This window comes from Sphingobium sp. CECT 9361, from assembly GCF_918741285.1.
Classification (GTDB): Bacteria; Pseudomonadota; Alphaproteobacteria; order Sphingomonadales; family Sphingomonadaceae; genus Sphingobium.
Map to the genome: position 1 here is coordinate 1 of NZ_CAKKNC010000012.1, position 25,936 is coordinate 25,936.

Annotated in this window: 21 protein-coding genes; 14 read left to right on the forward strand and 7 right to left on the reverse strand. The window is 63.2% G+C overall.

All coding sequences use genetic code 11. The features are described 5' to 3' along the window. Positions 1-152 precede the first annotated feature (152 nt). The 10 genes from LQ220_RS15900 (at position 153) to LQ220_RS15950 (ending at position 14,171) form a co-directional block, all read left to right on the forward strand. Positions 153-596 carry a F0F1 ATP synthase subunit gamma gene (locus LQ220_RS15900; RefSeq protein ID WP_230189165.1) on the forward strand — a complete coding sequence of 148 codons (444 nt, stop codon included), beginning with the start codon at positions 153-155 and terminating at the stop codon, positions 594-596. 207 nt (positions 597-803) lie between these two features. Then, a complete protein-coding gene (locus LQ220_RS15905) occupies positions 804-3,191 on the forward strand; it encodes a phosphoketolase family protein (RefSeq protein WP_024018193.1) in 2,388 nt (795 codons plus the stop codon). Positions 3,192-3,349: 158 nt separating this feature from the next. Beyond that, a complete protein-coding gene (locus tag LQ220_RS15910) occupies positions 3,350-5,107 on the forward strand; it encodes an alpha/beta fold hydrolase (protein ID WP_024018194.1) in 1,758 nt (585 codons plus the stop codon). A gap of 3 nt (positions 5,108-5,110) precedes the next feature. Continuing rightward, entirely contained in the window at positions 5,111-6,532 is a 1,422-nt protein-coding gene (locus LQ220_RS15915) for a bifunctional enoyl-CoA hydratase/phosphate acetyltransferase (RefSeq protein WP_066608841.1), read from the forward strand. Next, positions 6,529-7,725, forward strand: a complete 1,197-nt coding sequence (locus LQ220_RS15920; protein WP_031308703.1) for an acetate/propionate family kinase — start codon at positions 6,529-6,531, stop codon at positions 7,723-7,725. The genes LQ220_RS15915 and LQ220_RS15920 overlap by 4 nt, the downstream gene beginning before the upstream one ends. A gap of 447 nt (positions 7,726-8,172) precedes the next feature. Continuing rightward, complete coding sequence (locus LQ220_RS15930) at positions 8,173-9,651, forward strand: multicopper oxidase domain-containing protein (RefSeq protein ID WP_031308704.1); 1,479 nt, start codon at positions 8,173-8,175, stop codon at positions 9,649-9,651. 467 nt (positions 9,652-10,118) lie between these two features. Beyond that, positions 10,119-11,651, forward strand: coding sequence for a PAS domain S-box protein (locus tag LQ220_RS15935; RefSeq protein WP_066609063.1), 1,533 nt, complete (start codon positions 10,119-10,121; stop codon positions 11,649-11,651). Then, positions 11,641-12,267 (forward strand): response regulator transcription factor, encoded by a 627-nt coding sequence (locus LQ220_RS15940; protein ID WP_031308706.1) that lies wholly within the window; start codon positions 11,641-11,643, stop codon positions 12,265-12,267. Before LQ220_RS15935 ends, LQ220_RS15940 begins: the two co-directional genes overlap by 11 nt. Before the next feature lie 46 nt (positions 12,268-12,313). Beyond that, the gene (locus tag LQ220_RS15945; RefSeq protein WP_309298561.1) at positions 12,314-12,781 is read left to right on the forward strand and encodes a response regulator; all 468 of its coding nucleotides are present in this window, start codon (positions 12,314-12,316) and stop codon (positions 12,779-12,781) included. Between the two features lie 226 nt (positions 12,782-13,007). After that, positions 13,008-14,171 carry an MFS transporter gene (locus LQ220_RS15950; protein ID WP_161633892.1) on the forward strand — a complete coding sequence of 388 codons (1,164 nt, stop codon included), beginning with the start codon at positions 13,008-13,010 and terminating at the stop codon, positions 14,169-14,171. Between the two features lie 52 nt (positions 14,172-14,223). Here the strand turns inward: LQ220_RS15950 and LQ220_RS15955 are convergent, their stop codons facing one another. From LQ220_RS15955 to LQ220_RS15985, 7 genes are all read right to left on the reverse strand, one after another. Then, positions 14,224-14,649: a DUF6691 family protein gene (locus LQ220_RS15955; protein WP_031308708.1), complete on the reverse strand. Its 426-nt coding sequence runs from the start codon at positions 14,647-14,649 to the stop codon at positions 14,224-14,226. Beyond that, positions 14,646-15,083: a YeeE/YedE thiosulfate transporter family protein gene (locus LQ220_RS15960; RefSeq protein ID WP_024018485.1), complete on the reverse strand. Its 438-nt coding sequence runs from the start codon at positions 15,081-15,083 to the stop codon at positions 14,646-14,648. The genes LQ220_RS15955 and LQ220_RS15960 overlap by 4 nt, the downstream gene beginning before the upstream one ends. 35 nt (positions 15,084-15,118) lie before the next feature. Beyond that, the gene (locus LQ220_RS15965) at positions 15,119-15,613 is read right to left on the reverse strand and encodes a hypothetical protein (RefSeq protein WP_130752805.1); all 495 of its coding nucleotides are present in this window, start codon (positions 15,611-15,613) and stop codon (positions 15,119-15,121) included. Positions 15,614-15,925: 312 nt separating this feature from the next. Continuing rightward, positions 15,926-16,375 (reverse strand): four-helix bundle copper-binding protein, encoded by a 450-nt coding sequence (locus tag LQ220_RS15970; protein ID WP_024018487.1) that lies wholly within the window; start codon positions 16,373-16,375, stop codon positions 15,926-15,928. Positions 16,376-16,423: 48 nt separating this feature from the next. Further along, the gene (locus tag LQ220_RS15975; RefSeq protein ID WP_033963154.1) at positions 16,424-17,173 is read right to left on the reverse strand and encodes a copper resistance protein B; all 750 of its coding nucleotides are present in this window, start codon (positions 17,171-17,173) and stop codon (positions 16,424-16,426) included. A 185-nt stretch (positions 17,174-17,358) separates the two neighbouring features. After that, on the reverse strand, positions 17,359-19,077 hold the full coding sequence (locus tag LQ220_RS15980; protein WP_031308709.1) for a copper resistance system multicopper oxidase: 1,719 nt from the start codon (positions 19,075-19,077) through the stop codon (positions 17,359-17,361). Positions 19,078-19,302: 225 nt separating this feature from the next. Continuing rightward, positions 19,303-19,665, reverse strand: a complete 363-nt coding sequence (locus LQ220_RS15985) for a hypothetical protein (protein WP_230189166.1) — start codon at positions 19,663-19,665, stop codon at positions 19,303-19,305. 213 nt (positions 19,666-19,878) lie between these two features. On the opposite strand from LQ220_RS15985, the gene LQ220_RS15990 reads away from it, so the two are divergent. From LQ220_RS15990 to LQ220_RS16005, 4 genes are all read left to right on the forward strand, one after another. Next, entirely contained in the window at positions 19,879-21,102 is a 1,224-nt protein-coding gene (locus tag LQ220_RS15990; RefSeq protein ID WP_024018491.1) for an aspartyl protease family protein, read from the forward strand. A 226-nt stretch (positions 21,103-21,328) separates the two neighbouring features. After that, positions 21,329-22,849: an aldehyde dehydrogenase family protein gene (locus LQ220_RS15995; RefSeq protein WP_024018492.1), complete on the forward strand. Its 1,521-nt coding sequence runs from the start codon at positions 21,329-21,331 to the stop codon at positions 22,847-22,849. Between the two features lie 57 nt (positions 22,850-22,906). After that, positions 22,907-23,944, forward strand: a complete 1,038-nt coding sequence (adhP, locus tag LQ220_RS16000; protein ID WP_230189167.1) for an alcohol dehydrogenase AdhP — start codon at positions 22,907-22,909, stop codon at positions 23,942-23,944. A 176-nt stretch (positions 23,945-24,120) separates the two neighbouring features. Then, positions 24,121-25,704, forward strand: a complete 1,584-nt coding sequence (locus tag LQ220_RS16005; RefSeq protein WP_281822826.1) for an oleate hydratase — start codon at positions 24,121-24,123, stop codon at positions 25,702-25,704. The last annotated feature ends 232 nt before the right edge of the window (positions 25,705-25,936 follow it).

Consider the following 25,936-nt stretch of genomic DNA (forward strand, 5'->3'; position numbering starts at 1 on the left):
GAGCTACAGGTGCTCGATCGAGACCGATGTTTACGAGATTGGAGGACAAGAGCGAGCCTGGTAGATCGCCATGTTCAATCTTTGTTCTTCAACATGGCCAAAATCGCAGCTTCGGGCCGACTGGGCCCAGTCGCGCCGCTGCGCTTGCCAATATGGCAACCGAACTGCTTGGCGCCCTCTACGATTATGTGGCCGTGGCCGGCGCGGTCCCGGTCGCAATGATCTATCCGGTCTGGACGGCAGGGCATGGTGCGTCGGTCGTCCGCCGCAGCCTTTTGCCGCTCGATCCCGATATGTTTCCGCCGGAGCCAGTTGGGTCGATACCCCTGATCAATCTGCCGGCAAGCGACCTCGTCGAGCGCTTGGCCCAGGAATATGTCTTCGCCCAGCTGTGCGAAGCGGCCACCGAGGCCTTCGCCGCTGAAAACGAGGCTCGCATGGCGACGATGGCGGCCGCGAAAACCAATATCGACGCCAGACTCCAGGCACTTGAACGCGAGGAACGGCTGACGCGTCAGGAGGAAATCACCGCCGAGGTGGTTGAGCTGGCGGCCGGGGCACGCGCACGCGGCCGAACCAGGGCGGTATCGGAGTAGGGGGCCGAGCTGATGCCGGAAGCGACGTGATTGCCTGGTATAAGTGTGCGGCACTGCCATCCGTATCAATACGCATGTTGTGAGCAGTCTGCGCCATTCATGGGTGCGCAAGCAGTTTGAGCGCTGCGCGGTGGCGCATCAGCGCTCCGGCAAACACCAGCTCCGGCTCGGCGGCCGGGAAACCATGCCTTTTCAGTTTCAGGAAGAATGACCATGGACCCGCAGCCCGAGGCGACAGGCCAGCCACTCTCCAGCGATGAGATCGGCCTGATCCACGCTTGGTGGCGCGCCGCCAATTACCTCTCGGTTGGACAGATTTATCTGCTCGATAATCCGCTGCTCCGCGAACCGCTCAAGATGGATCACGTCAAGCCGCGGCTGCTTGGACACTGGGGTACGACCCCCGGGCTTAACTTCCTCTATGTGCACCTCAATCGTGTCATCAAGGCGCGCGGCCTCAATGCGCTCTTCATCGCCGGGCCTGGTCATGGCGCACCAGGTGTCGTCGCCAACACATGGCTCGAGGGCACCTATAGCGAAGTCTATCCTGCCATCGGTCCCGACGAAGATGGCCTGCGCCAGCTTTTCCGGCAATTCTCCTTCCCTGGCGGCATTCCCAGTCATGCGTCACCCGATACGCCCGGTTCAATCCATGAAGGTGGTGAACTGGGTTATTCTCTTCTGCATGCGTTTGGCGCCGCCTTCGACAATCCCGATCTGATCGTTGCTTGCGTCGTCGGCGACGGCGAAGCGGAGACCGGACCGCTGGCGACCTCGTGGCACAGCAACAAGTTCCTTAATCCCGCGACCGACGGGGCCGTTCTGCCAATCCTGCATCTCAACGGTTACAAGATCGCAAGTCCGACTGTCCTTGCGCGCATTTCGCACACCGAGCTCGACGCGCTGTTTCGCGGTTATGGCTACCTGCCGATCTTCGTCGACGGCGAGGAGCCGGACGCGATGCACCGGGCGATAGCGGCCGCGCTAGACGACGCGGTCGATCGGATACACGCGATCCAGAAGGCCGCGCGCGACGGTGGGGTCACGACGCGTCCGCTCTGGCCGATGATCGTCCTGCGCAGCCTAAAGGGCTGGACCGGACCCAAGATCGTCGACGGGCAGAAGAGCGAAGGCTTCTGGCGGGCGCACCAGGTCCCGTTCACGATGGACAAGCCCGAGCATCTTGGGCTGCTCGAGGAATGGATGCGCAGCTACCATCCGGAAGAACTGTTCGATGATGGCGGGCGGCTTCGGCCCGAAATTGCGGCTCTGGCTCCGCGCGGCGACCGGCGGATGAGTGCCAATCCGCATGCCAATGGCGGGGCTCTGATGCGCCCTCTGCGGTTACCCGACTTCGCATCCTACGCGGTCCCGGTTGTTCATCCCGGCGAGAGCGACGGCGAGGCGACCCAGGTGATGGGTACGTTCCTGCGCGACGTGGTGCGGGAGAACGCCCAGGCCCGCAACTTCCGCGTTTTCGGCCCGGACGAGACGGCATCCAACCGGTTGCAGACGATCTTCGAAGCCACCGACCGGAGCTGGGACGCGGAGACGATCGCGGACGATGTCCATCTCGATCCCAGCGGACGCGTGATGGAGGTGCTGAGCGAACATTGCTGCCAGGGATGGCTGGAAGGCTATCTGCTGACGGGCCGCCACGGCCTGTTTTCCTGCTATGAGGCGTTCATCCACATCGTCGATTCGATGGTCAACCAGCACGCCAAATGGCTGAAGACGGCGAAGGAGGTGCCCTGGCGTCGCCCGATCGCTTCGCTCAATTATCTGCTGACCTCTCACGTCTGGCGCCAGGATCATAATGGCTTCAGCCATCAGGATCCCGGATTTGTCGATCATGTCGTCAACAAGAAGGCTGACATCGTGCGGGTCTATTTCCCGCCCGACGCCAATACCCTGCTTTTTGTCACCGACCATTGCCTGCGCAGCTGGGACCGAATCAATGTCATCGTCGCCGGCAAGCAACCTTCGCCCCAGTGGCTCGACATGAATGCGGCGATCAAGCACTGCACGCGCGGCATCGGTATCTGGGATTGGGCCAGCAACGATCGCAGCGGAGAGCCGGATGTCGTCATGGCGTGTGCTGGCGACGTTCCAACGCTGGAGACACTGGCCGCGGTCAGCCTGTTGCGTGTGCAACTCCCCGAGCTCAAGGTCCGCGTCGTCAACGTCGTCGATCTGATGACGTTGCAGCCCAACAGCCAGCACCCTCATGGGCTCAGCGACAGCGCGTTCGACGCGCTCTTCACGACGGATAAGCCGGTCATCTTCGCCTATCATGGCTATCCGGCACTAATTCATCGGCTCACCTACAAGCGTACCAACCACCAGAATATCCACGTCCACGGGTTCGAAGAGGAGGGCTCGACGACGACGCCGTTCGACATGGTGGTCCGCAACCATCTCGACCGCTTCCATCTCATGGGGAAGGTTATCGACCATGTGGAGCTGCCCGATAGCGCGGCCGCCTACGCCAAGCAGACGATCGATGATCAGCTGGTCGAGCACAAGCGGTACATCGCGGCACACGGGATCGATATGCCTGCCGTTCGCGACTGGCGGTGGCCCTCTGGAGCCTGAGGGGTCACCGAGACGGGCGGTTTGGGAGAGCCCCGCCTCGAGAGACATGGCAGGCATTATGCGCGTGCGCTCGTTAACGGACAAGCATCTGGGGACATCACGTAATGTTGTTTCGAGCCATGCCGGGCATGCCGCGACGTCCCCCGGAGAAACGCTGCATGATCGATACGTCCGCAGACTGTGCCAAGTGCGACCCACTCGACGGCATCGCTCGGACGCTCGACCATGCCTCGGCCGCGGCAATCGCGCAGATGACCTCTGGCCTGTCGCCGGTGACAATGATGCAGGCGTGGCTGGACTGGTGTGCTCATCTCACCATATCGCCGGGCAAGCGGCTGCAGCTTGCCGGCAAGGCAGGGCGAAAGGTCCAGCGGATTGCCGATTATGCCGTGCGACGTGTGGGGCAGGTCGATGCCGCGCCGGCGATCGAGCCGCTACCGCAGGACCGGCGCTTTATCGATCCGGCCTGGCGGCAGTTCCCTTTCGACCTGATCTCGCAATCCTTCCTTCTCACCCAGCAATGGTGGCATGCGGCGACCACCGGCATCAGCGGCGTGTCCAGGCATCATGAAGAGATGGTGGCGTTCGCGGCACGGCAGATGCTCGACGTCATCGCGCCCACCAACTTCCTCGCGACCAATCCCGTGCTCCAGCGCAAGATCATCGAGTCCGGTGGTGAGTGCCTGGTCGAGGGTGCGAAGCATTGGATGGAGGATGCGGAGCGGCGCGCCCGAGGCGAGCCGCCCGTAGGGACTGAGGCGTTCCGCGCCGGGGAGACGGTGGCGATCACGCCCGGCAAGGTGGTGTTCCGCAACGCGCTGGTCGAGCTCATCCAATATGCGCCGACGACCGGGATTGTCCGCCCCGAGCCGATCCTCATCGTTCCCGCCTGGATCATGAAATATTACATTCTCGACCTGTCGCCGGAGAACTCGCTAATCCGCTGGCTGGTGGCCGAGGGCTATACCGTGTTCGTCCTGTCCTGGCACAATCCCCAGAGCGCGGACCGCGACCTCGATATCGACGCCTATCTTCGCCTCGGGCCGATGGCGGCGCTCGACGCGGTCATAGCGATCACGGGCTCGGACAAGGTCCACGGCGTCGGCTATTGCCTGGGCGGGACGCTGCTGGCGATCACGGCGGCGGCCATGGCTCGCGACGGCGACGAACGCTTCGCATCGCTCAGCCTGTTCGCGGTGCAGACCGAGTTCAGCGAGCCGGGCGAGCTCGGCCTGTTCATCGACGAGGCGCAGCTCAACCTGCTCGACAATATGATGTGGAGCCGTGGCTATCTCGACAGTAGCCAGATGGGCGGCGCCTTCCAGATATTGCGGTCCAACGACCTGATCTGGTCGCACATCCTCGGCACCTACCTGATGGGCGAGCGCGAACCCATGACCGACCTGATGGCATGGAATGCGGACGGCACCCGCATGCCCTACGCCATGCACAGCGAATATCTGCGCACGCTCTTTCTCGACGACGATCTGGCCGAAGGCCGGTTCAAGGTCGAAGGGCGCACGATCACGCTCTCGTCGCTGCGTCAGCCGATCTTCGTGGTGGGGACCGAGCGCGATCTTGTCGCGCCGTGGCGGTCGGTCCACAAGCTGCACTGGCTGAGCAGCGCCGAGATCCGCTTCGTCCTGACCAGCGGCGGCCACAATGCCGGCATCGTGTCCGAGCCCGGGCATCGCCACCGCAGCTATCATGTCGCGACCCGCGTCCTCGACCGCCCCGCGCTCGATCCGGACGATTGGCTGGACCAGGCCGAGGCGCGCGAGGGATGGTGGACGGACTGGGTGGCCTGGCTCGGCGATCATTCCGGCGCGCCGCAGGCCCCGCCGCCGATGGGTAATCCGGACAGGGGCCTCGTAGCGCTCTGCGATGCACCCGGCCATTATGTGCTGGAGCGCTGAGCAATGGGCAGCCTCAAAATGATCGAGAACCGGACCTTCGACGAGATCGTCGTGGGTGAGACGGCGAGCGTCACGCGGACCTTGGGCGAGCAGGACATTCAGCTGTTCGCCCTGGTTTCGGGCGACGTCAATCCGGCCCATCTCGATGCCGAATATGCCGCCGGCGACATGTTCGGGCGGGTGATCGCGCACGGCCTATGGGGTGGTGGTCTGATCTCGGCCGTGCTCGGCACGCAGCTCCCTGGGCCGGGCGCGATCTATCTGAGCCAGAGCCTTCGGTTCAAGCGACCCGTAGGGTTGGGGGATACGATTGTCGCGTCGGTCACGGTACGCGAGAAGCGCGCCAAGCATCATATCGTCGTCTTCGACTGTTGCTGCATCAACCAGGCCGGCGAGGAGGTGATCAACGGCGAGGCTGAGGTCAAAGCGCCAACCGAGAAAGTAAGGCGCCCGCGCATGGCGCTGCCCGATATCCAGCTCTCGGATCATGACGGCTTCCGCCGGCTGATCGAGATGACGAGAAGCGTCGAGCCCGTTCCCACGGCGATCGCACATCCCTGCACCACCGCCGCGATCCTGGCTGCGGCAGCCGCTGCCGAAGCCGGCCTGATCGTGCCGATCCTGATCGGCCCCGAGGCTCGCATCCGTGTGGCTGCCAAGGACGCCGGCAAGGATATCGGTGCCCTCCGCCTGATCGACGTGCCCCACAGCCATGCCGCCGCGGCGCGTGCGGTCGAACTGGTCCGCTCGGGCGAAGCACTGCTGCTGATGAAGGGATCGCTGCACACCGACGAACTTATGGGTGCTGTCGTTCCGGCTGCGACGGGCCTGCGAACCGAGCGCCGCATCAGTCATGCCTATCTGCTGGACGTCCCCGGGCATCCGGCGCCGCTCATCATCACCGACGCGGCGATCAACATCGATCCGAGCCTGGAAGACAAGGCCGATATCATCCGCAATGCGATCGACCTCGCGCATGTCATCGGCATCGCCTGTCCGAAGGTCGCGATCTTGTCTGCCGTGGAGACGGTCAATCCGGCGATCCGCTCGACGCTCGATGCGGCCGCCTTGTGCAAGATGGCCGATCGCGGACAGATCGTCGGCGGCGTCCTTGACGGTCCGCTCGCCTTCGACAACGCGATCAGCGAGAAGGCGGCAAAGGACAAGGGCATCGTCTCCCCCGTTGCAGGGCGCGCCGAAGTCCTCGTCGTTCCCAATCTGGAAGCCGGCAATATGCTTGCCAAGCAGCTGACCTTTCTCGGCGGCGCGGACGCGGCCGGCGTGGTGCTGGGCGCGCGGGTACCCATCATTCTCACCAGCCGGGCGGATTCGCTCCGCACCAGCGTAGCGTCATGCGCAATCGCGCTGTTGCTGGCGCGGGCCGCCCCCAGAGCCACGCCCGGCCCGATAGCGAAGCCGGCATGAAGGCGATCGTCAGTCTCAATGCCGGCTCGTCGAGCATCAAGTTCGCGCTCTATCGCTTGTCGGGCGGACAGCTCGACTTCGATGCGGGCGGCAAGATCGAGGGTATCGGCACTAGCCCCCGGCTCGTCGCGCGCGACGCGGGCAGCGAGACCATCGTGGAAAAGACGTGGCCGGGCGGGGACGCACTCTCGCACGAGAATCTGCTCGAGGACCTCTTTGCCTGGGCGGCAACCCAATTGGGAGACCGCAAGGTCGCCGCGATCGGCCATCGTATCGTCCATGGCGGCGTGCGCTTCGCCGCGCCGCAGATCATCGATGATACTTTGCTGGATGCGCTCGATGCCTTGATCCCATTGGCGCCGCTCCATCAGCCGCATAACCTCGCCGCGGTCCGGGCCTTGCGCCTGCTGGCGCCTTTGCTGCCGCAGATCGCCTGCTTCGATACCGCGTTTCACCATGGCATGCCGCCGTTGGCGACGCGCCTGCCGATTCCGCGCGCTTTTCACGGCCAGGGCGTGCGCCGGTATGGCTTTCACGGTTTGTCCTATGAATACATTGCGGGCCGCCTTCGCGAGATCGACCCTGCTCTGGCCGCAGGCCGCGTCATCGCCGCGCACCTAGGCAACGGTGCGAGCATGTGCGCAATGCGTGCCGGGGCGAGCGTCGATACGACGATGGGCTTCACGGCGCTTGACGGATTGATGATGGGCACGCGCTCGGGCGCGATCGACCCCGGCGTGGTGCTTCATCTTCAGACTCAGGTCGGTATGGCCGCACAGGCGGTGGAGACGTTGCTCTATGAGCAGTCGGGCTTACTCGGTGTGTCCGGGATTTCAGGCGATATGCGTACGTTGCATGCAAGCGACGCGCCGGAAGCGAAGGAGGCGGTCGCCCTTTTCGTCCAGCAAGCTGGCCGTCAGGCCGCCGCTCTCATTCCCGCGCTCGGCGGTCTCGACGGTCTCGTCTTCACCGCCGGCATTGGCGAGAATGATTCAGAGATTAGGGCTGCGATTTGCGAGCGCTTAGCTTGGACTGGCGTCATTCTTGATCTCGACGCAAATGCATCGAATGCGCCTGTCATCAGCGCGCCAGATAGCAGAGTGATCGTGCGGATCGTTCCCACTGATGAGGAGCGCGTGATCGCCGATCATACGGTCGCTCTTATCAATCGCCATGGAAGGGGGCGGCGGTGAGGCCGCGTGTTGATCCTTCGGTCACGCACCGGCGGAGCAGTGTATCACCGCGGGTGATCCGGCACTATGAGAAGATCGCCCTGATGCGAACCAGGCTTCGCAGCGATAACGGGTTATCGCGACTGTTCGTTTCCCGCCCACCAGTTGCCATTTTATCGCGCGATCGCTCGCGATCTCGGTTTTCCTATCGTGGAGATCGCGGATCTCGTCTCCCTCTCCCTTTGGAGCGATTTCGAGCGCTCCAGGCCGAGGTCATGTCGCTTGCCCATCACGCGCGCCGAACAGCTGTCAGGCTCGCAAGCTCCAGACGACGCGCGTGCCGCTGCTCGATCTCGCGGATCGATGCGGTGGTGACGACCGGTCGGGATGCCCGATCCTCGATCAGCTGGTGGCTCGCTGAATTCGCATTTAGCAAAGCAGGCGCTCCGCGCCAACCAGGAGGCGGTCATGATGTTACTGAACCGGCGGACGTTGCTGGCGAGCGGGGGTCTGCTCCTGGCGGCGGCGTGTACGCGAAAATTCGGTTCGCCCGAGCGTGCCGGGACGCTTCCGATCCCGCGCCTGGTCGACGCGCGCCAACACGGCCAGCTGATCAACCTGAGAGCACAGGAAGGCGAGACCACGTTCTTCCCTGGCCGGCGAAGCGCCACGCTCGGGTACAATGGTAGCTATCTCGGCCCGACGCTGCGGGTTCACCGCGGCGACGATGTGACGATGACCGTCGGCAACAGCCTGTCGGCTGACACAACGGTTCACTGGCACGGGCTGCTCGTGCCGGGCGAACTGGACGGTAGCCCGCACCAGCTGATCGCTCCCGGTGCGACCTGGCGTCCTACGCTGCCGATCCGCCAGCCGGCGGCGACCCTCTTCTATCACTCGCATGCGCATGGGTTGACGGGTGAGCAAGTCTATTCGGGGCTCGCGGGCATGCTGGTTGTGACGGATGAGGAAGAGCAGGGCCTTGGACTGCCGTCGGACTATGGCGTTGATGATCTGCCCGTCCTGATTCAGGACCGGCAATTCGAGGATGGCCGGCTGGTCATGCCGACCGGCATGATGGTTGCTTCGCAGGGCCGCCGTGGCAACACGATTCTGGTCAATGGCGCACCCACGCCTCGGGCCGATGTTCCGGACCGCCTGGTGCGGTTGCGGCTCGTGAACGGTTCGAACGCCCGCATCTATGAGCTTTCGTTCAGCGATGACCGGACGTTTCATTGGATCGGCACCGAGGGCGGTCTCCTGGCGAGGTCCGTCGAACTGCAGGCCCTCACCCTGGCACCCGGCCAGCGTGCCGAGATATTGGTAAGCTTCGCCGATGGCAAGCCGGTCGCTCTGGTCACCGCTCAAGATGCGAGCGCGTCGATGATGGGGATGATGGGAGGTATGGGAATGATGGGCGACCATCACGACGATGAAGACGACGCTTCAACGACGGAGACGGTGCTGACCTTCTCACCGCGCCCGGGCTTGGGCGGGCGGGCCGCAGCCGCTGTACCACTGCTCCTGGCGGCACGCACCGTACCAGATCCTGAAGCGGCCGTAAGGCGCCGGCGCTTCGTGCTCAATATGTCGATGGGCGGTATGATGGACAGCGATGACGGCGCATACGCGATCAACGACAGGCCGTTCGACATTGATCGCATCGACGAGGAAGTCGGTCTCGGGGACGTCGAGATATGGAAAGTCTCCGGGAAGAAGATGGCGCATCCCTTCCATATCCACGGCGTGCATTTCGACGTGCTACGCCGCGATGGCGACGACCCGGACCTTCTCGATCAGGGGCCTCGCGATACGATCGTCGTGAAGGAGGCGGTAGAATTGTTGGTCCGGTTCGACCAGCCGGCCACCAAAGCACCTTTTATGTATCACTGCCATATCCTGGAACATGAGGATGAAGGCATGATGGGGCAATTCACGGTCGGTTGATTCAATCCGGGTGCGTCGCCCAAAGCCTGCCAGGAGCGGGTGCATCTCACGGACGCGGCCAACGCCGGTGGCCCCTGTCGCTCGGACGGCAACGCCTGGCCGTGCCACTCTCGTCCAGCGACATCTTCGTGACAGCATGAACTCTCCAGGCGCTGCCGTTTTAGGCTCGTCAATATCGCTTGACCCAGGACTATGGTCCAAGGTCCACAATGATGATCTTGGCGCAGCCCGATAGCTCGGACGCCGTGACCGGGGAAACGGAGCGTGAGGGGTAACCGCTGCTCCTGCGTATAGAGTTATGGGGAGCCACGCTTGATGTCTCGTTTCGAAAGCCAACGCCGATTTTCGCTCGCCGGGTGCATGGTGGGAACGATGGCAGAAACCCTGCCTCCGACGGCTGTCGGCGCCTGTCCGCAAATCCATTCTAACCTTGTTTGACTGTGGATGACGGGGAGATGGATGGGGGCATGATTGAGAGCCAAAAGGCGAATGGCCTCGATCCCGATTCGGGCACGATCATTCAGGTAGTGAAGAGCGCGCCAAATTACGCCGTCTATGCGCTTGACCCTAAGGGCCTCGTGACAGTTTGGACCGCCGGCTGTGAAGAAATTACGGGATGGGCCAGCTCCGATGCGATCGGGAAACACCATTCGTTCCTGTATTGCGCGGAAGATATCGCGGCGGGCGTTGCGGATAGGCACCTCGCGCAGGTGGAGCAGCTTGGCCGGGTCGAGCAAGAGTCTTGGCGCGTTCGGAAAAACGGGTCGGAGTTCCTCGCCCTTCTGACGACGACGGCGCTCCACGATGAGGCCGGCCAGCTGAGCGGCTATGGCAAGATCCTGCGCGACACGACCGATGAAGCCGCGACCAAGGAAGCGATCGTTGCCCGCGAGCAGCATCTCCAGTCGATCCTGGATACAGTTCCCGATGCCATGGTCATCATCGATGAGCGCGGGCTGATAACGTCCTTCAGCGCCGCGGCCGAGCGCTTGTTCGGATATTCGGAAGCAGAGGTGCTCGGCGCCAATGTGAGCAGCCTCATGCCGTCCCCGGACCGTGAACGGCATGATTCCTATATCGGCCGATATCTGTCGACGAGCGAACGGCGGATCATCGGTATTGGCAGGATCGTCGTTGGCCAACGGCGGGACGGTACCACCTTTCCGATGGAACTCTCGATCGGAGAGGCCGGTCACCGTGGCCACCGCGTCTTCACGGGCTTCATTCACGACCTGACAGAAAGCGACCGCAACGAACTGCAGCTCAAGGAGCTGCAAGCCGAATTGATTCACGTCTCGCGCCTCAGCGCGATGGGCACGATGGCGTCGACGCTGGCCCATGAGTTGAACCAGCCGCTTACCGCGATCGCCAATTATCTGGAAACGACGCGCGACCTGCTTGTCGATCCCGATGCCGAGACCGTCGCGATCGTGCGCGACGCGCTCGACGAGGCAGCTAAGGAGTCCCACCGCGCGGGGCATATCGTCCGAAGACTTCGTGATTTCGTGGCGCGAGGGGAGACCGAGAAGCGGATCGAGGATTTGCCGCGGCTGATTGAGGAAGCCGCTGCTCTCGGCCTTGTCGGCGCCCGTGAACGAGGCGTTCGCAGTTTTTTCGATTTTGATCCGGCGGCCTCGCCGGTGCTCGCCGATCGCATACAGGTTCAGCAGGTCCTCGTGAATCTGATCCGCAATGCGGTCGAGGCGATGGCGCAGGTCGCCATTCGCGACCTCACGATCACGACGCGGCGGCGGCCGAAGGCAATGGTTCAGGTGTCCGTGGCGGACACGGGCCCAGGCATATCCGAGCAGGTCGCGCCCCAACTTTTCGAAGCCTTTGTGAGCAGCAAGACCGACGGCATGGGCCTTGGCCTTTCGATCTGTCGAACGATCATCGAAGCCCATGGCGGCCGGATCTGGACCGACGGCGCGCCGAACGGAGGCGCTGCTTTTCATTTCACCTTGATGCAGGCCCGCCCGGAGGATGAGCATGACGCCTAAACGTATTGTCCATTTGGTCGATGACGAAGAATCCATCCGCAAGTCGGCCGGCTTCATGCTGAAGACATCGGGATTCGCCGTCCAGACCTATGCCTCCGGCATTGCGTTTCTGAAAGCCGTCAAGACCGCTGAGCCGGGATGCATTCTGCTTGACGTTCGCATGCCCGGCATGGACGGGCTCGAGGTCCAGGAGGTGCTTGCAGAGCGTGGTGTCACCATGCCGGTGATCGTTTTGACCGGGCATGGCGATGTCGGGATCGCGGTTCGCGTCATGAAGGCAGGGGCGGTCGATTTCCTGGAGAAGCCGTTCGAGAAGACCGCGCTCCTGGCCTCGATCGGCGTGGCTTTCTCGAGGCTCGATAAGTCCGACGCGCGGTCGCTTCGAGAGGCGGAGGCGAGGGTGCGGGTCGCCGTGCTCACGCCTCGCGAACGAGAGGTTCTCATCGGCCTCGCCAACGGCTTTCCCAACAAGACCATCGCCTATGATCTCGACATATCGACTCGAACGGTGGAAGTTCATCGGGCGAACCTCATGACCAAGCTCGAAGTGCATAGCCTGTCGGACGCGCTGAGGATCGCGTTTTCGGCCGGATTGGGCGATGCGCCGGAATCGTGAGCTTGGGATCACTACGTAGCGACGGCCTCCTGTTCATTTGCGATGCATGCCCAGGATCCGAGGGTGGATCAGCGAAGAGGCAGCATCGTCGGTCATGGGCGTTATCGATCACCAAACGAGCGAGAAAGCGGCCCTGATCCTGTTGTCTGACGACGATGTCTCGGTACGCAGGTCCCTTCATCTCTTGTTGCGGTCCCGCGGCTTTGGCGTCCTGTCCTATGCGAGTGGCACTGCCTTGCTGCTCGATCCGCAAACGCAATCGGGCGATTGCCTCGTGGTCGATTATCTTATGCCGGACATCGACGGCATTTCGATCCTGAGGAAGCTTCGGTCGGCGGGCTGGTGTGGGCCGGCGATCCTGATCACGGCGCATTACGCCGATAAGCTCGCCGAAAGCGCGCAGGAAGCGGGCTTTGCCGCTGTGCTCGAGAAACCTCTGCGCGATGGTGTGCTGGTACAGACCATCGGCGAAGTAATCTCCGCCGGGCGGAAAGTTGGCAGCGATCACTGCTAGGGAAATGGAATATCGCGCCGTGATCGGAACCTCTGCGACATCCTCGCACCTTCCCGGGACCGGCGCTCGTCCCACAAGGCATTTTCTCCGCCGCCTTCTGATGGTGGATATGCGCGCGATTCCGCGTGCGATCTTCTTCGCGGGCGCGCCCGGCCCTGGTGACTGCAAGGGCGGGGCCAGCGCGATCCGGGTATTCATGGCCGGGTCGTAGCATATGGAGGCGAGCTTGCCCGCCACGGTCATCGAAGCGGCGCGCGATCGGGGCGAACTTGGCTTCGTCGTTCTTCTCTTCGCGGCCACGGCGGTTGCCCTGGGTAATAGCGTCGTCCTGCCATTCCTGCCAGAAATGGTGGGTCAAATGTCTCCGGACGCGAGTGCCCTCGCGAGAGGGCGCCTTGTCGTCGCCCTGGTCACGGTTTCCCAGATCGCAGGGTGTCTCTCGGCGCCGTTATGGGGCTGGATTTCCGACCGGTGGAAACGGTGGCCGATCCTGGTCGTGGGGCTGTTGGGTTTCAGCCTGACAATGGCGTTGTATTCCGCGGTCGGATTCGAGCGACTCTATGTTTTGCGGTTGCTCAATGGCGTGTTTGCGGCGGCCGTCGTGCCGACGGCATTTGCGATGGTCGCCGATCGTTCACCAGATCTGGTTCGGCGAGCGCGTCAGTTCACCTGGCTGAACGCCCTGGTCTTCGCGGGCGACCTGACCGGCCCGCTCCTTGGAGAAATTTCGGTGGCGCTCGGAGCAACGTCGCCATTCCTGGCGCCAGCTGCATTGAGCGCGATCGCCATGCCCGGTCTTCTTCTGGTTTCACGGGAAAGTGCCACTGGTCCGGTCGGCAGCGTTCCACGCCCGAAAGCGCGTGAGGCGCTTGTCCCGCTGCTCCTGATCTCGGCCATTGCGTCCGGGTGCCTCACCGTTCTGCATCTGACGTTGTCGCTTGGATCGGGCGCGCGGGATCTGTTCCGCGAGAACGTCTCGATGCTGTTCGCTCTGTGCGGTGCAGCGATGCTGGTGGCGCAGCTCGTCCCGTTCACAGGGCGCAGAGTCACGGTCGGCGCGGCCTGGCTGTTGCGGCCAATGCTCGCCGGGCTGGCCGCCGCATTGATCATTGCCGTCTTCGCCCGGACCTTGTGGGTGCTCGTGCCTGTATTTCTGCTCGCCGGCTGGAGCACCGCGACGCTGAAGCTGCTCACCAATTATCTGACGTCGAAAGCGTCTCCGGGCACGCAGGGTTCGGGCCTTGCGCTCCAGTACGCGGCGGTGAGCGCCAGTCAGGCTGCGGCGTCGATCGTCACTGGATGGGCAAGCGCGTCGGAGCATTTGATGCTGTGGCTTGCCGCTGCCGCCGCGTTGGCGGTCACGGCGATGACGTTACGGTTGAAAGATTGAGGCGCCTCTCGTTTGCTCCGTCGTCAAAGTACATCAAAGGGCCGGCTCCGATTCAGATCTTCGGGCGATCGATGAAGCGGTGCACCGCGAACCCTGCCAGCATCGCGATCACGAAGGGCGCGGCAAGCGTCGGGCGGATGGCAAGGTCCGCAATCGCCGGACCGGGGCAGAGGCCGGCAATTCCCCAGCCGATCCCGAAGATTGCACTACCGCCGATCAGGCGCGCGGTGATCTCGCGGGCATCCGGCAGCGAGAAGCGGCTGTCGGCAAGTGGCGTCTCCATCCGCCGCCGGATCACCCAGGCCAAGGCCATCGGGGCGATGGCGCCTCCCATCACGAAAGCAAGCGTAGGGTCCCAGCGGCCTCCGAACAGATCGAGGAAGGCACGCACGCGGGTCGGATCTGACATGCCGGAACAGGCGAGTCCTGCGCCAAACAGGAGCCCGGCAATGAGTGCGATAGGGATGCGGACCCTCACCACGAAACGCCTAGCACGCGCATCACCGCGACGGTCGCGAAGCCAAAGCTCACGAAGCTCAAAGTTGCTACGATCGATCGCGCTGACAGGCGGGAGAGGCCACACACGCCGTGGCCGCTGGTACAGCCGCTGCCCATCCGGGTACCGAAGCCGACCAGCAGCCCGCCGATCAGGACCACCGCCGGCGAGGATGGAAAACGGGCAATTACCGGACCTGAGATCAGGTTCACGATCCCCGCTCCGAACGGCAGGCCGACAATGAAAGCCGCAGCGATGCTCCAGGGCGGGCCAGTCTGTGAGAGGGCGAAGGCACGCGCGGCGAGGCCGCTCACGCCCGCTATCCGGCCGAGGCCGAGCAACATGATCGCGCACGCCAATCCGATCAATATTCCGCCCGTCAAGGCAGCGAGCGGCGTGGCGTTGGTCCAGTCCATCAGAGCATATCCAGCGGCAACCTCAATGGCGCCATTCAGGCTGTGGCGTCCATCGCCATCGCTTGAGCCTGGCGGTCGGCAGGGTTGATGCGTTGGTGTGCCGCCGTCGCAGCACTGGCCGTCGCGACAGTTACGTTCGCGTTGAAAAGCTGAGGGGCTTCAGGAACGCTCTGTCGGCCAAGGGCGGTCAGGTCGTGATGGACCAGTACGCTGGCCGGCTTGTACCGAATGGCTGGGACCGCCTCATTTTCTCCACGTTCACCCGCTGCGGCGGCTGCGGATGTTGCGCGACGGCTCTGGGCCATTTCCGGGTCTTGCCCTTCGCAAAGGCAGGCGCGTTCAGCACAAGGCTGGCTTCCCCGGTCGCCTCGCTCACGAAGTTGGTCCCGCCGTATTCCCACCAGCAAATGCTGATAATTCTCGACGAAGCGTCGGTGGATCAAGCGCGCCTCGGGGCAATTCGCCGCCGCTGCCTGTGACCGGTGGGCGCGCACGCGCCGTAGCAAGTAAGGAATATCGCACTCGTTCATGACCGCCTCCATGCATTGAAAGTCGCAATTGGGTCGCGCCGGGTCTCTACGGAAATATACGAATGCTTCTCGTGCTTATGCCGGCTCGGATGCGGCGCCCTATGAGTGCGGGACGGATATGCCAGATGCTGTTGCGCCAGAACGCAAAGCGCCGGGAAGTTGTTGCTGGCTCAGACGGGTGGCCTGGGGCCGGCAAACATGCGGTCCGCAGCGGAAATCTGGCACGATCGTGCCCGCGGCTGATTGGCCGGTCGCGTGGCTTGCGGAATGAACGTCGGGTGCGGATCCGGAGGCAAGCGGTGACCGGCCAGATCACATTCCCATACTGGCCATTTCCTTGCAGCTCGCCGCGCAATCCCTGCAGGTCTGGGCGCAGGCCTGCATGCGGGCGTCGCCGGAGATCTTCGCGCAATCGCGCGCGCAGGCTTCGCACATCCGGGCACAGGCGTCGCACAACAGGGCATGCTGCGGCGATCGGCGCAGCATGGAATTGGCGGTTGTCTGGCAGAGCTCCGCGCAGTCCAGAAGCAAAGCGATGTGCGTCGCCTCGATATGAGCCGGTGCGCCTTGCTCGGTGCAGTATCGCGCGGTTTCCAGGCACATGCGGTGCGATGCGATACAGCTGTCGACGCACTCGTCGAGCGTCATCATGCCGTCACCACGCTTCCTTGGCGCCGCGATGGCCGGGCCTGCCGCGGCGACAGCCCCGGTAAGCGCCGCGAAGGTGAGTCCCGAACCGATGACGGCGCGACGATCAAGCATGATTTGGTCCTTTCCAAAAAGTTTAGCCGCTGCGGTTCAGCGCGCGTCTCACCACCAGATCCGTAAGCCAGCCACAAACCGGTGTTCGGTGGGATTTTCGCCAGCAAGGCGACGAAAATCCGCCGTCTCACCAAAGGAGCGCTCCCATACAAAGCCGACATAGGGAGCGACTTTTCGGTGAATCTCGTAGCGCATCCGCAAGCCGAGCTCGAGGTTGCTCAGGCCTCCGCCGAGCCCGCGCTCGGGAGCCGCCTTGCTGTAGGCGTTCGATTCCAGCTGCGGTACGAGGATGAGGCGGTTGGTGAGCAGCACGTCATAGGATGCCTTCAGACGTGCCGCGAGACGGCCATCGTCTCCAACGTAGCCGGTCAGCTGGACATCGAACCAATAGGGGGCCAGGCCCTCGATCCCCCCGGCGATCCAGCGATGGGCTCCCGGGCCGATGTCCTGACGCACGCCAAGGATCGTTCCCCAAAACGGGCGCTGTCCGTGCCACCAGAACGCCTCGACCGAGGATTCCGGATCAAGCCGCTCACCGGATTGTTTCAGGCCCTGGCTCCGCAGCAAGAGTTTGTCGTTGTCCGGGCCATTGGTAATCTGACCCGACCAGCTGATGCCTTGGCCTTGCTTGTTCGTGAGGAACTCGAGCTCATCCACGAGCACCTTGGCCACCGAAATTTTGTCGGCCATCTCATAGCCGGGCAGCGTCGAATTCCTGTAGCCGTCGGAATAAGCGTCCGGGTCGCGCGCATCGGCGCCGGGCTTTCCGCCACTCATGTCCATGCCGGGCATGTTCATCGGGGGCGCGCTGCTGCCATCTTTTTGCTGGTCGCCCATCTGCATATCCGGCGGCATGGCCTGATCATTGGAGCTGGCGGCCTCGGCGTTGCCCGCGGGTTTCACCTGCTGGCTGAGCGCGGGTTCGGTGATGGTGGTCATCGCGAGCCCGGTGAGAGCCAGCAACCAAGTTGAGCGCGAGCTTGTCATGCCACGACCACCTCGCGGAACATGCCCGCCGCCATGTGGTAGAGAAGGTGGCAGTGAAAGGCCCACCGGCCCATCGCGTCGGCCGTCACGCGAAAGGCCACGCGCTGGGCCGGTTGCACCGAAATGGTGTGCTTGCGGACCTGGAACTGTCCGTCGGGCGATTCAAGATCGCTCCACATCCCGTGCAGGTGCATCGGGTGGGTCATCATCGTATCGTTGACGAGGATGATCCTGAGCCGTTCGTTCGGGGTGAAATGCAGGGGCTTCGAATCGTTGAGCTTCACGCCGTCGAATGCCCACACGAAGCGTTCCATGTTGCCGGTCAGATGGAGTTCGATCTCGCGCTGCGGTTCGCGGGGGTCTGCCGCCGGCCCTGCTGTCTTCAGATCCGCATAGGTCAGGGTCCGGCGCCCATTGCGCCGCAGCCCGACGCCGGGATCATCGAGATTGGTACGCGGAAAGTCGACGCGCATGTCGGTATTGGCACCATATTCGGTACGCGCATGGCGGGCTTTGGGTGTCGTCTCGACCATGCCATGGTCGTGACCGGCCGGTCCCATCCCCGCCATCCCGGCCATCCCACCCATCATGTCGATCGGATCGAGCCAGGAGCGCGGATCGACCGGGGGAATGTCCGCGCTCATGCCGTCACGCGGCGCGAGCACGCCGTGGACAAAGCCGGTGCGATCCATGGACTGGGCGAAGATCGCATAGGCCTTGTCGTCCGCGATGGTCGCGATGACGTCGTAGGTTTCACCGGGTCCGATCCGGAATTCATCCACGTCGACCGGCTCGACGGGTTGTCCGTCGGCGGCGACGACCGTGAGCATCAGGCCGGGAATCCGAACGTCGAAATAGGTGGCGGTTCCGGCGCCGATAAAGCGCAGGCGAACCCTTTCGCCCTTGCTCGCGATGCCCGTCCAGTGCCTGGCGGAGGGCGCGCCGTTCAGGAGATAGGTGTAGGTGGCGGCGGACACGTCGCTCAGATCGGTCGGATTCATGCGCGCCTTGTTCCACATCGCGCGCTTCGACAAAGCACCGCCCAGCCCGAGCTTGCCGGCATCGCGCGCAAAATCGCCGGCGGTCGGCTGCGCGAAATTATAATAGCTGCTCATCTTCTTCAGGTTCAGATAGACCTGAAGCGGAGCCTCGTCCGTCCAGTCGCTGAGCATGACCGTATAGTCGCGGTCGGCGGCGAGGGGCGTCTCGCTCTTCGATTCGATGATCATCGGGCCATAAAGGCCCGTCTGCTCCGCCAATGTATGAGCATGGTACCAGAAGGTGCCGCTCTGCTTCACGACAAAGCGGTAGGTAAAGGTTTCGCCCGGCGCTATTCCGCCAAAGCTGATCCCTGGCACGCCATCCATGTCCGTCGGCAGGATCAGGCCATGCCAATGGATGCTGGTCATTTCATCCAGACTGTTCTTGACCCTGATCGTTACAGCGTCGCCTTCGCGCAGCCTGATCAGCGGGCCCGGCACGCTCCCGTTGACGGCCGTGGCGACGCTCGCTTTTCCGGAATAGTTGACCGTGACCCGGCTGATGTCGAGATCGATCTCGGTGCCGCTCAGCACGTCCGGCGTCTTCACCGCCGGTGCCGCGAGCGCGTGCGCGGGCCAACCCAGCGTGGCAAGGGCTGTCGCGAGCAAAAGACCTTGCACGAAGCCTCGGCGACCGGTGGTCGTATCGGCAAGCGGGGGAAGTAGAGTCCGCATCAATTTGAACTTTCGGAACCAGACCTGAAGAGACGCCGCGGAGCCGATTGCCCCGCGGGGGCATGGTCGCAGAGACGGCCGACCGGGCAGGCGGGGTCAGGGGCGCATGAAACCCGGCCGAGGAAGTGAAAGGCGCGCAGGATCAGCGTCCGGTGGAGACATCCGTATCTGCCGGACCCTCGCATCTGTCTCGCCAACGCTGTCGGCCCTTCACTTCCGCGCTTCCTACATGTCGTCGCTCATCGGCGTGGCGGGCATGCTGGCGGCGGGCGGCGCCTGGTCCGGCTTCGCTTTGGGCGCCATCGGCATCTTGTCCTTGCCCCCGGCCGCCCCGCCACATCCCATCTGCATGCCGCCCGACGCGTTCACGCCCATCTGATGGTCGTGCATCATCTCGTCATGCATCTGTCTCGCGCCATGCTTCATCCCTGCCTGATGGGCCTGATGCGCCTCGTGGTTCTGGTGCTTGACGACTTTTGCCGGCACCGGCGGGGCCTCATCCGCCCAAGCCTGCGTCGCCGAGAGCGCGACAAGCGCAGCGATGGCGGGGACGATCAGGCCAGCTTTGCTACGGAAAATATTCTGCATGACTTGGCTCCTCGAAGAATTGGACGTGGGGACCGCAAGATTTCGATCCGTTTGAAGATGCCAGCAGAAGTGCCGTTCGAGCCGTTCGGGAAATATACGTTTTGTTACGGATGCCTGCCGCCGGCGCAGCATGCGAACGATCATGCCGGGCAATGAGACCGCCTGTGCGGCGTCGATCGAACGGGGCGGTTTTCCAGAAGCAGGCAGGGCAGATTGGAAAACGACGCGGACGCTTATCACAGGATGCATCGCCGGACGCTTCTCGCCCGCGGCCTGTCCGCCGCGTCGCTCCTGGGCGCCTCGTCGGCTGGCTTCCCTCTGACGTCTCTCGCCCGCGCAGGCGATGGGTGGGGTTCCTTTGCCTGGACGTCAGCGGAGATCGCGATGGGCGATACGCTGATGGTCTCGGCAGAGGTGGCCGGCAGTCCCGTCCGCGCCATTCTAGACAGCGGAAGCGCCGCTTCGATCATCAATACGCGCCTGGTGGAGAGTCTGGATATCGCCCCATCCGGGAAACGGATCATTCGCGGCACCGGTGGCCGCGTCGAGGTCACCGAGATCAGCGACGTTGCCCTCACCGTCGCCGACGATCGCAGGCGCTTGCCGTTCGCCATCGTGAGCGACCTTGCGGCGATATCGTCCGCATTCGGGCGCCCGATCGATCTGGTCCTGGGGGAGGACATCTTGGCGGGGCGCTGTGTCGCCCTCGACTTCACGCAGGACCGGATCGGCTTCGCCCCGACGGGGAGTTTTGCCGGCGGGAGCGGCTGGCGTCGCCTTCCTCTGACGCACGGGACTCGCAGCGAACTGCTGGTCACAGCGTCGATCGGGGGCGGGAGCCCCGTGCAACTCATTTTCGATCTCGGGAGCGCAAATGCGCTCATGCTCTCTACCCCCTTTGTCGCTGCGCAGGACCTCCTCGCCGGCAAGGCCCGGTCGACCGCGGCGCTGGGAAGCCTTGATGGGGTCCAGATTGTGACCGCCTTTGTTCTGGACGACATTGTTATCGGCGAAGTGCACATTGCCGGGGTGCCGGTGGCGGGGCTGGATCATTGGCAATCCGACAGCGCGGTGGGGAGCATCGGATTGCCGCTCATCGCGCAATTCGATGTGATCATGGATATCACTGCGGAAAGCCTGTGGCTGCGTCCGGCGCCGCCAAAACACAGGCTCCCGATGCTGAAAGACCGTTCAGGCTTCGGCCTGGCGGTTTCGCCTTCCGCCCTGACCGTCGCCCATGTCGCGGTCCATAGTCCGGCCGAGAAGAGCGGCTGGTCGGTCGGCGATCGGATCGTCCGTATCGACGGGCGGCCAATCAATGCAAGCTACACGCGTGGGCAGCTTTGGCGCTGGCGCTTCCTTCCTGCCGGCACCCACTTCAGGCTCGTCGACGGATCCGGTATCGTGCGGCTGCTGACGCTCGCAGATTATTACTGACGTTGACGCCCGTGTCGGCGTTCGGTCGCGACGCACGGCTTCTTGTTGCCGATCGACACCGCATCCAACCGGCCCCGGATTGCTCTATCAGCCGCTACGTAACAATCCCAATACTTCGCAAAGTCGTCATCTCGCACATCCGCAACGCAGCCCTCCTGCGAGGGAGAATATTGAGTCCGCGGTGCCGCACACCTGGGCGCCGGGCCATGTATAGCGGAGATGTTTCATGTTCCAGCAAGCGATCGACACCGTCCGGGCGAAGGGTCACGCACCGTCGCGTTATGGCAACTTCATCGGTGGACGATGGGTGGAGCCGATACGCGGCGAATATTTTACGGACCATAGTCCGATCAACGGCCGGCAGCTCGCCGAGATCGCGAAGTCTTCGCCAGAGGATGTGGAGGCAGCGCTGGATGCTGCCCACCGGGCGAAGGAGGGCTGGGCGCGCATGTGCCCCGCCGAGCGCGCAAGGATCCTCAATCGCGTGGCTGACCGGCTCGAGGACAATCTCGAGCTGCTCGCGCTGGCCGAGACCATGGACAACGGGAAGCCGATCCGGGAGACCCGCGCCGCCGATGTGCCGCTGGCCATCGATCACTTCCGCTATTTCGCCGGCTGCGTCCGCGCGGAGGAAGGGTCGATCTCGACAATCGACGAGAAGACGATCGCCTATCATTTCCGCGAGCCGCTGGGCGTCGTCGGACAGATCATTCCGTGGAATTTCCCGCTGCTGATGGCGGCCTGGAAGATTGCCCCGGCGCTCGCGGCCGGCAACTGCACGGTCATCAAGCCCGCCTCGCAGACGCCGCTTTCGCTGCTGCTGTTCGCCGAGCTGACCGCCGATATCCTGCCGCCGGGGGTGGTCAATATCGTGACCGGACCGGGTGGGTCGGTCGGACGCGCGATCGCGGCCAATCCGCGGATTGCGAAAGTGTCCTTCACCGGCGAAACGACGACCGGCCGGCAGATCATGGGCTATGCCGCCGAGCACCTGATCCCGCAGACGATGGAGCTGGGCGGAAAGTCCCCGAACATCTTCCTGGCGGACGTCATGAACGAGGACGACAATTTCCTCGACAAGGCGCTGGAAGGCTTCGCCCTGTTCGCGTTCAACAAGGGTGAGGTCTGCACCTGCCCCTCGCGCGCGCTGGTCCACGAATCGATCTTCGACCGGTTTGTCGAAAGGGCGGTCGCGCGCGTCGCGGCGATCCGGGTCGGCGACCCGCTCGATCCGCTCACGCAGATGGGCGCGCAGGCGTCGGAGGACCAGCTCCACAAGATCCTGGGCTATATCGACATCGGCAAGCAGGAAGGCGCCGAGTGCCTGACGGGGGGGCAGCGCGCCCGTCCGGGAGGCGAGCTCGACGACGGCTTCTTCGTCGAGCCCACCGTGTTTGTCGGCAACAACAAGATGCGGATCTTCCAGGAGGAGATTTTCGGGCCGGTCCTGTCGGTGACCCCGTTCAAGACGATCGAGGACGCGATCTCGATCGCCAACGACACCATCTACGGATTGGGCGCCGGTGTGTGGACCCGTAACGGCAATCATGCCTATCGGCTGGGCCGCGCGATCGAGGCCGGTCGGGTGTGGACCAACTGCTATCATGCCTATCCCGCGCACGCGGCGTTCGGAGGATATAAGGCCTCCGGGTTCGGGCGTGAAAACCACAAGATGATGCTCGACCACTATCAGCAGACCAAGAATCTGCTGGTCAGCTACGACGAGACGGCCCTCGGCCTCTTTTGACCCGGCTCACCCAGGCCGCGGCCAATCCGCGCGGCCGCCTCTGCAAGGAACACCACGATGAACAAGACCATGAAAGCTGCGGTCGTACGCGAATTTGGCCAACCGCTGGTGATCGAGGAAGTGCCGGTCACGATGCCTGGCCCGGGCCAGATCCTGGTGAAGATCGCGGCGACCGGCGTTTGTCATACAGACCTTCACGCGGCCGAGGGGGACTGGCCGGTCAAGCCCAATCCACCGTTCATTCCCGGCCATGAGGGTGTCGGTCATGTGGTCGCGGTGGGTAGCGGCGTGACCTATGTGAAGGAGGGCGACCGTGTCGGCGTCCCCTGGCTCTACACCGCCTGCGGGCACTGTGTTCATTGCCTCGGCGGATGGGAAACGCTCTGCGAGGCCCAGCAGAATACCGGCTATTCGGTGAATGGCAGTTTTGCCGAATATGTTCTCGCCGATCCCAACTATGTCGGTCACCTGCCGGCCAATATCGGGTTCATCGACATCGCCCCGATCCTGTGCGCCGGCGTGACGGTCTACAAGGGGCTGAAGGTCACGGACACACGGCCCGGCAATTGGGTGGCGATCTCGGGCATCGGCGGTCTCGGGCATATGGCCGTGCAATATGCCAAGGCGATGGGGCTCAATGTCGTGGCCGTCGATATCGACGACGCCAAGCTCGCGCTCGCGGAGCGACTGGGCGCAGATCTCTCCGTCAACGCGCGCAACGTCGACCCCGCGGCATTCATCAAGAAGGAGATCGGGGGCGCCCATGGCGCACTTGTCACCGCCGTGTCGCCGATCGCATTCAAGCAGGCACTCGGCATGGTCAGGCGGGGCGGCACGGTGGCGTTGAACGGGCTTCCGCCAGGCGACTTTCCGCTGTCGATTTTCGACACGGTCCTGAACGGGATCACTGTTCGTGGCTCCATCGTCGGCACGCGGCTCGATCTGCAGGAAGCGCTAGATTTTGCCTCGGAGGGCAAGGTTCGCGCGACCGTCACGACGGACACGTTGGAGAACATCAACGACATCTTCGCGCGCATGCATCACGGTGAAATCGAGGGGCGGATCGTGATCGATTTCGAGGGCGGCGCCCACTGACCAAGCGAATGCTCTGACGGTGTGCCCCGCCTGTGCCAACCACCCGTGCGTGCGCCCACATCGTCCCGGCAGGTCCGATCTTTTGGTGAGACCCGCCGCGCCGTCGGCCCCCGGCATAGTGGCATCGCTCGGACCGGGACTCCGGCTCATTTCGATCATGGCGCCACTTGGCGCCAGTGGAGAACAACATGGCAAGCGGTAGAAAAGCGTATCTTGTCGGCGGCGGCATCGGCTCCCTGGCCGCAGCGGCCTTCCTGATCCGCGACGGTGGCCTGAAGGGCAGCGACATTACCGTCTATGAAATGCTTCCGATCCTTGGCGGCAGCCTCGACGGCGCCGGCAGCGCATCGGATGGCTATTCGATGCGCGGCGGCCGGATGCTGACAACGGATAATTACGAATGCACCTGGGGTCTGTTCAAGACGATCCCCTCGCTCGAACATCCCGGCTTGACCGTCTTCGAGGAGACGATCGCGTTCAACGAACGTGTACGATCGCATTCGAAGGCACGCCTGATCGACCGCGATTGTGCCATCCTCGACGTGACCTCGATGGGCTTCTCGATGAACGACCGGCTGGAATTGCTCAGCCTTTCCGTCGCCAGTGAAGAGCGATTGGGCGCCACACGGATTACCGATTGGCTCTCGCCTTCATTTTTCGAGACCAAATTCTGGTATATGTGGGCAACGACCTTCGCCTTTCAGCCATGGCACAGCGCGGTCGAATTCAGGCGCTACCTCCATCGTTTCATCAAGGAATTCTCGAGGATCGAAACGCTCGCGGGCGTAAAGCGCACGGTCTACAACCAATATGATTCCCTGGTCCGTCCTCTGGCCGCCTGGCTCGAAGAACGGGGCGTCCATTTCGCCAGGGACACATTGGTCACAGACCTCGTCCTCGCCCCGATCGGCGGCAAGTCAGCGGTCAGCCGCATCCTGCTGCGCCACGGCGAAGCGGCCGAAGCCATTGACGTCGGACCCGAAGACCTCGTCTTTTTTCAGAACGGTTCGATGACCGACGCCTCGAGCCTGGGATCCATGACCAGTGCGCCGCCGCATCGGACGAAACATGACAGCGGCGGGTGGGCCCTATGGGAGAAGCTCGCCGCGGAGCATCCCGGCTTTGGGAACCCAGCCGCCTTCAATAGCTCGATCGCCGAATCTTGCTGGATATCGTTCACGGTCACGCAGGGAAACACGCGCTTCTTCGACCATATGGAATCCTTCACCGGAAACGTGGCGGGCACGGGCGGACTTGTGACCTTCAAGGATTCGAGCTGGTTGATGTCGGTGGTATTGGCGCATCAACCGCATTTCCCCGACCAGCCGGCGACGAGCCGGGTGTTCTGGGGGTATGCTCTGCACCCCGATCGCATCGGCGATTTCGTGCCAAAGCCGATGTCAGCCTGCTATGGGGAGGACCTTCTGATCGAGCTATGTGGCCATCTCAATATCGACATGACAGTCTTTGAAACGGCAAACTGCATCCCCTGCCGGATGCCCTATATTACGAGCATGTTCATGCCGCGCTCGAAAGGCGAACGGCCGTTCCCGGTTCCCGAAACGACGCGGAATCTCGCCTTTGTCAGTCAGTTCGTCGAAATACCCGAAGATGTCGTCTTCACCGTCGAATATTCGGTGCGGGCCGCGCAAATGGCGGTCTATCAGCTTCTCGGAATCGATGCGCAGATCCCGCCAGTCAGTCACTACGATCGATCTGCCAGGGTCAATCTGAGCGCGGCGATCAAGGCATTCCGCTAGAACATCGCGCATTCGATCGAGCAGGCCAAACGCAGGCATCACGTTTCCCTGGTGCGCAGCGCGCGGCACTGAAATGGCTACGTAACAATCCCAATTCGGCGCGAAGGCACCATGCCCTACCGACGCGACAGTGCCATCCACCGAGGGCGAATGTCGGGCCCAGGACGGGCTCGCGATATTGGCGCTCGCGCCTTTATTGATCTGCGCGGATTATTCGAATGGAGACCGATCA

Bases quoted from the DNA above. Each gene is read 5' to 3' on its own strand.
- LQ220_RS15915 (WP_066608841.1), top strand. From the start codon at position 5,111: ATGGGCAGCCTCAAAATGATCGAGAACCGGACCTTCGACGAGATCGTC.
- LQ220_RS15975 (WP_033963154.1), bottom strand. From the start codon at position 17,173: ATGAACATGCCCGGCATGGACATGAGTGGCGGAAAGCCCGGCGCCGAT.
- LQ220_RS15905 (WP_024018193.1), top strand. From the start codon at position 804: ATGACCATGGACCCGCAGCCCGAGGCGACAGGCCAGCCACTCTCCAGC.
- adhP (WP_230189167.1), top strand. From the start codon at position 22,907: ATGAACAAGACCATGAAAGCTGCGGTCGTACGCGAATTTGGCCAACCG.
- LQ220_RS15965 (WP_130752805.1), bottom strand. From the start codon at position 15,613: ATGAACGAGTGCGATATTCCTTACTTGCTACGGCGCGTGCGCGCCCAC.
- LQ220_RS15960 (WP_024018485.1), bottom strand. From the start codon at position 15,083: ATGGACTGGACCAACGCCACGCCGCTCGCTGCCTTGACGGGCGGAATA.
- LQ220_RS15985 (WP_230189166.1), bottom strand. From the start codon at position 19,665: ATGCAGAATATTTTCCGTAGCAAAGCTGGCCTGATCGTCCCCGCCATC.
- LQ220_RS15930 (WP_031308704.1), top strand. From the start codon at position 8,173: ATGATGTTACTGAACCGGCGGACGTTGCTGGCGAGCGGGGGTCTGCTC.
- LQ220_RS15935 (WP_066609063.1), top strand. From the start codon at position 10,119: ATGATTGAGAGCCAAAAGGCGAATGGCCTCGATCCCGATTCGGGCACG.
- LQ220_RS15980 (WP_031308709.1), bottom strand. From the start codon at position 19,077: ATGCGGACTCTACTTCCCCCGCTTGCCGATACGACCACCGGTCGCCGA.
- LQ220_RS15920 (WP_031308703.1), top strand. From the start codon at position 6,529: ATGAAGGCGATCGTCAGTCTCAATGCCGGCTCGTCGAGCATCAAGTTC.
- LQ220_RS15940 (WP_031308706.1), top strand. From the start codon at position 11,641: ATGACGCCTAAACGTATTGTCCATTTGGTCGATGACGAAGAATCCATC.
- LQ220_RS15970 (WP_024018487.1), bottom strand. From the start codon at position 16,375: ATGCTTGATCGTCGCGCCGTCATCGGTTCGGGACTCACCTTCGCGGCG.
- LQ220_RS15900 (WP_230189165.1), top strand. From the start codon at position 153: ATGGCAACCGAACTGCTTGGCGCCCTCTACGATTATGTGGCCGTGGCC.
- LQ220_RS15945 (WP_309298561.1), top strand. From the start codon at position 12,314: ATGCCCAGGATCCGAGGGTGGATCAGCGAAGAGGCAGCATCGTCGGTC.
- LQ220_RS15995 (WP_024018492.1), top strand. From the start codon at position 21,329: ATGTTCCAGCAAGCGATCGACACCGTCCGGGCGAAGGGTCACGCACCG.
- LQ220_RS15910 (WP_024018194.1), top strand. From the start codon at position 3,350: ATGATCGATACGTCCGCAGACTGTGCCAAGTGCGACCCACTCGACGGC.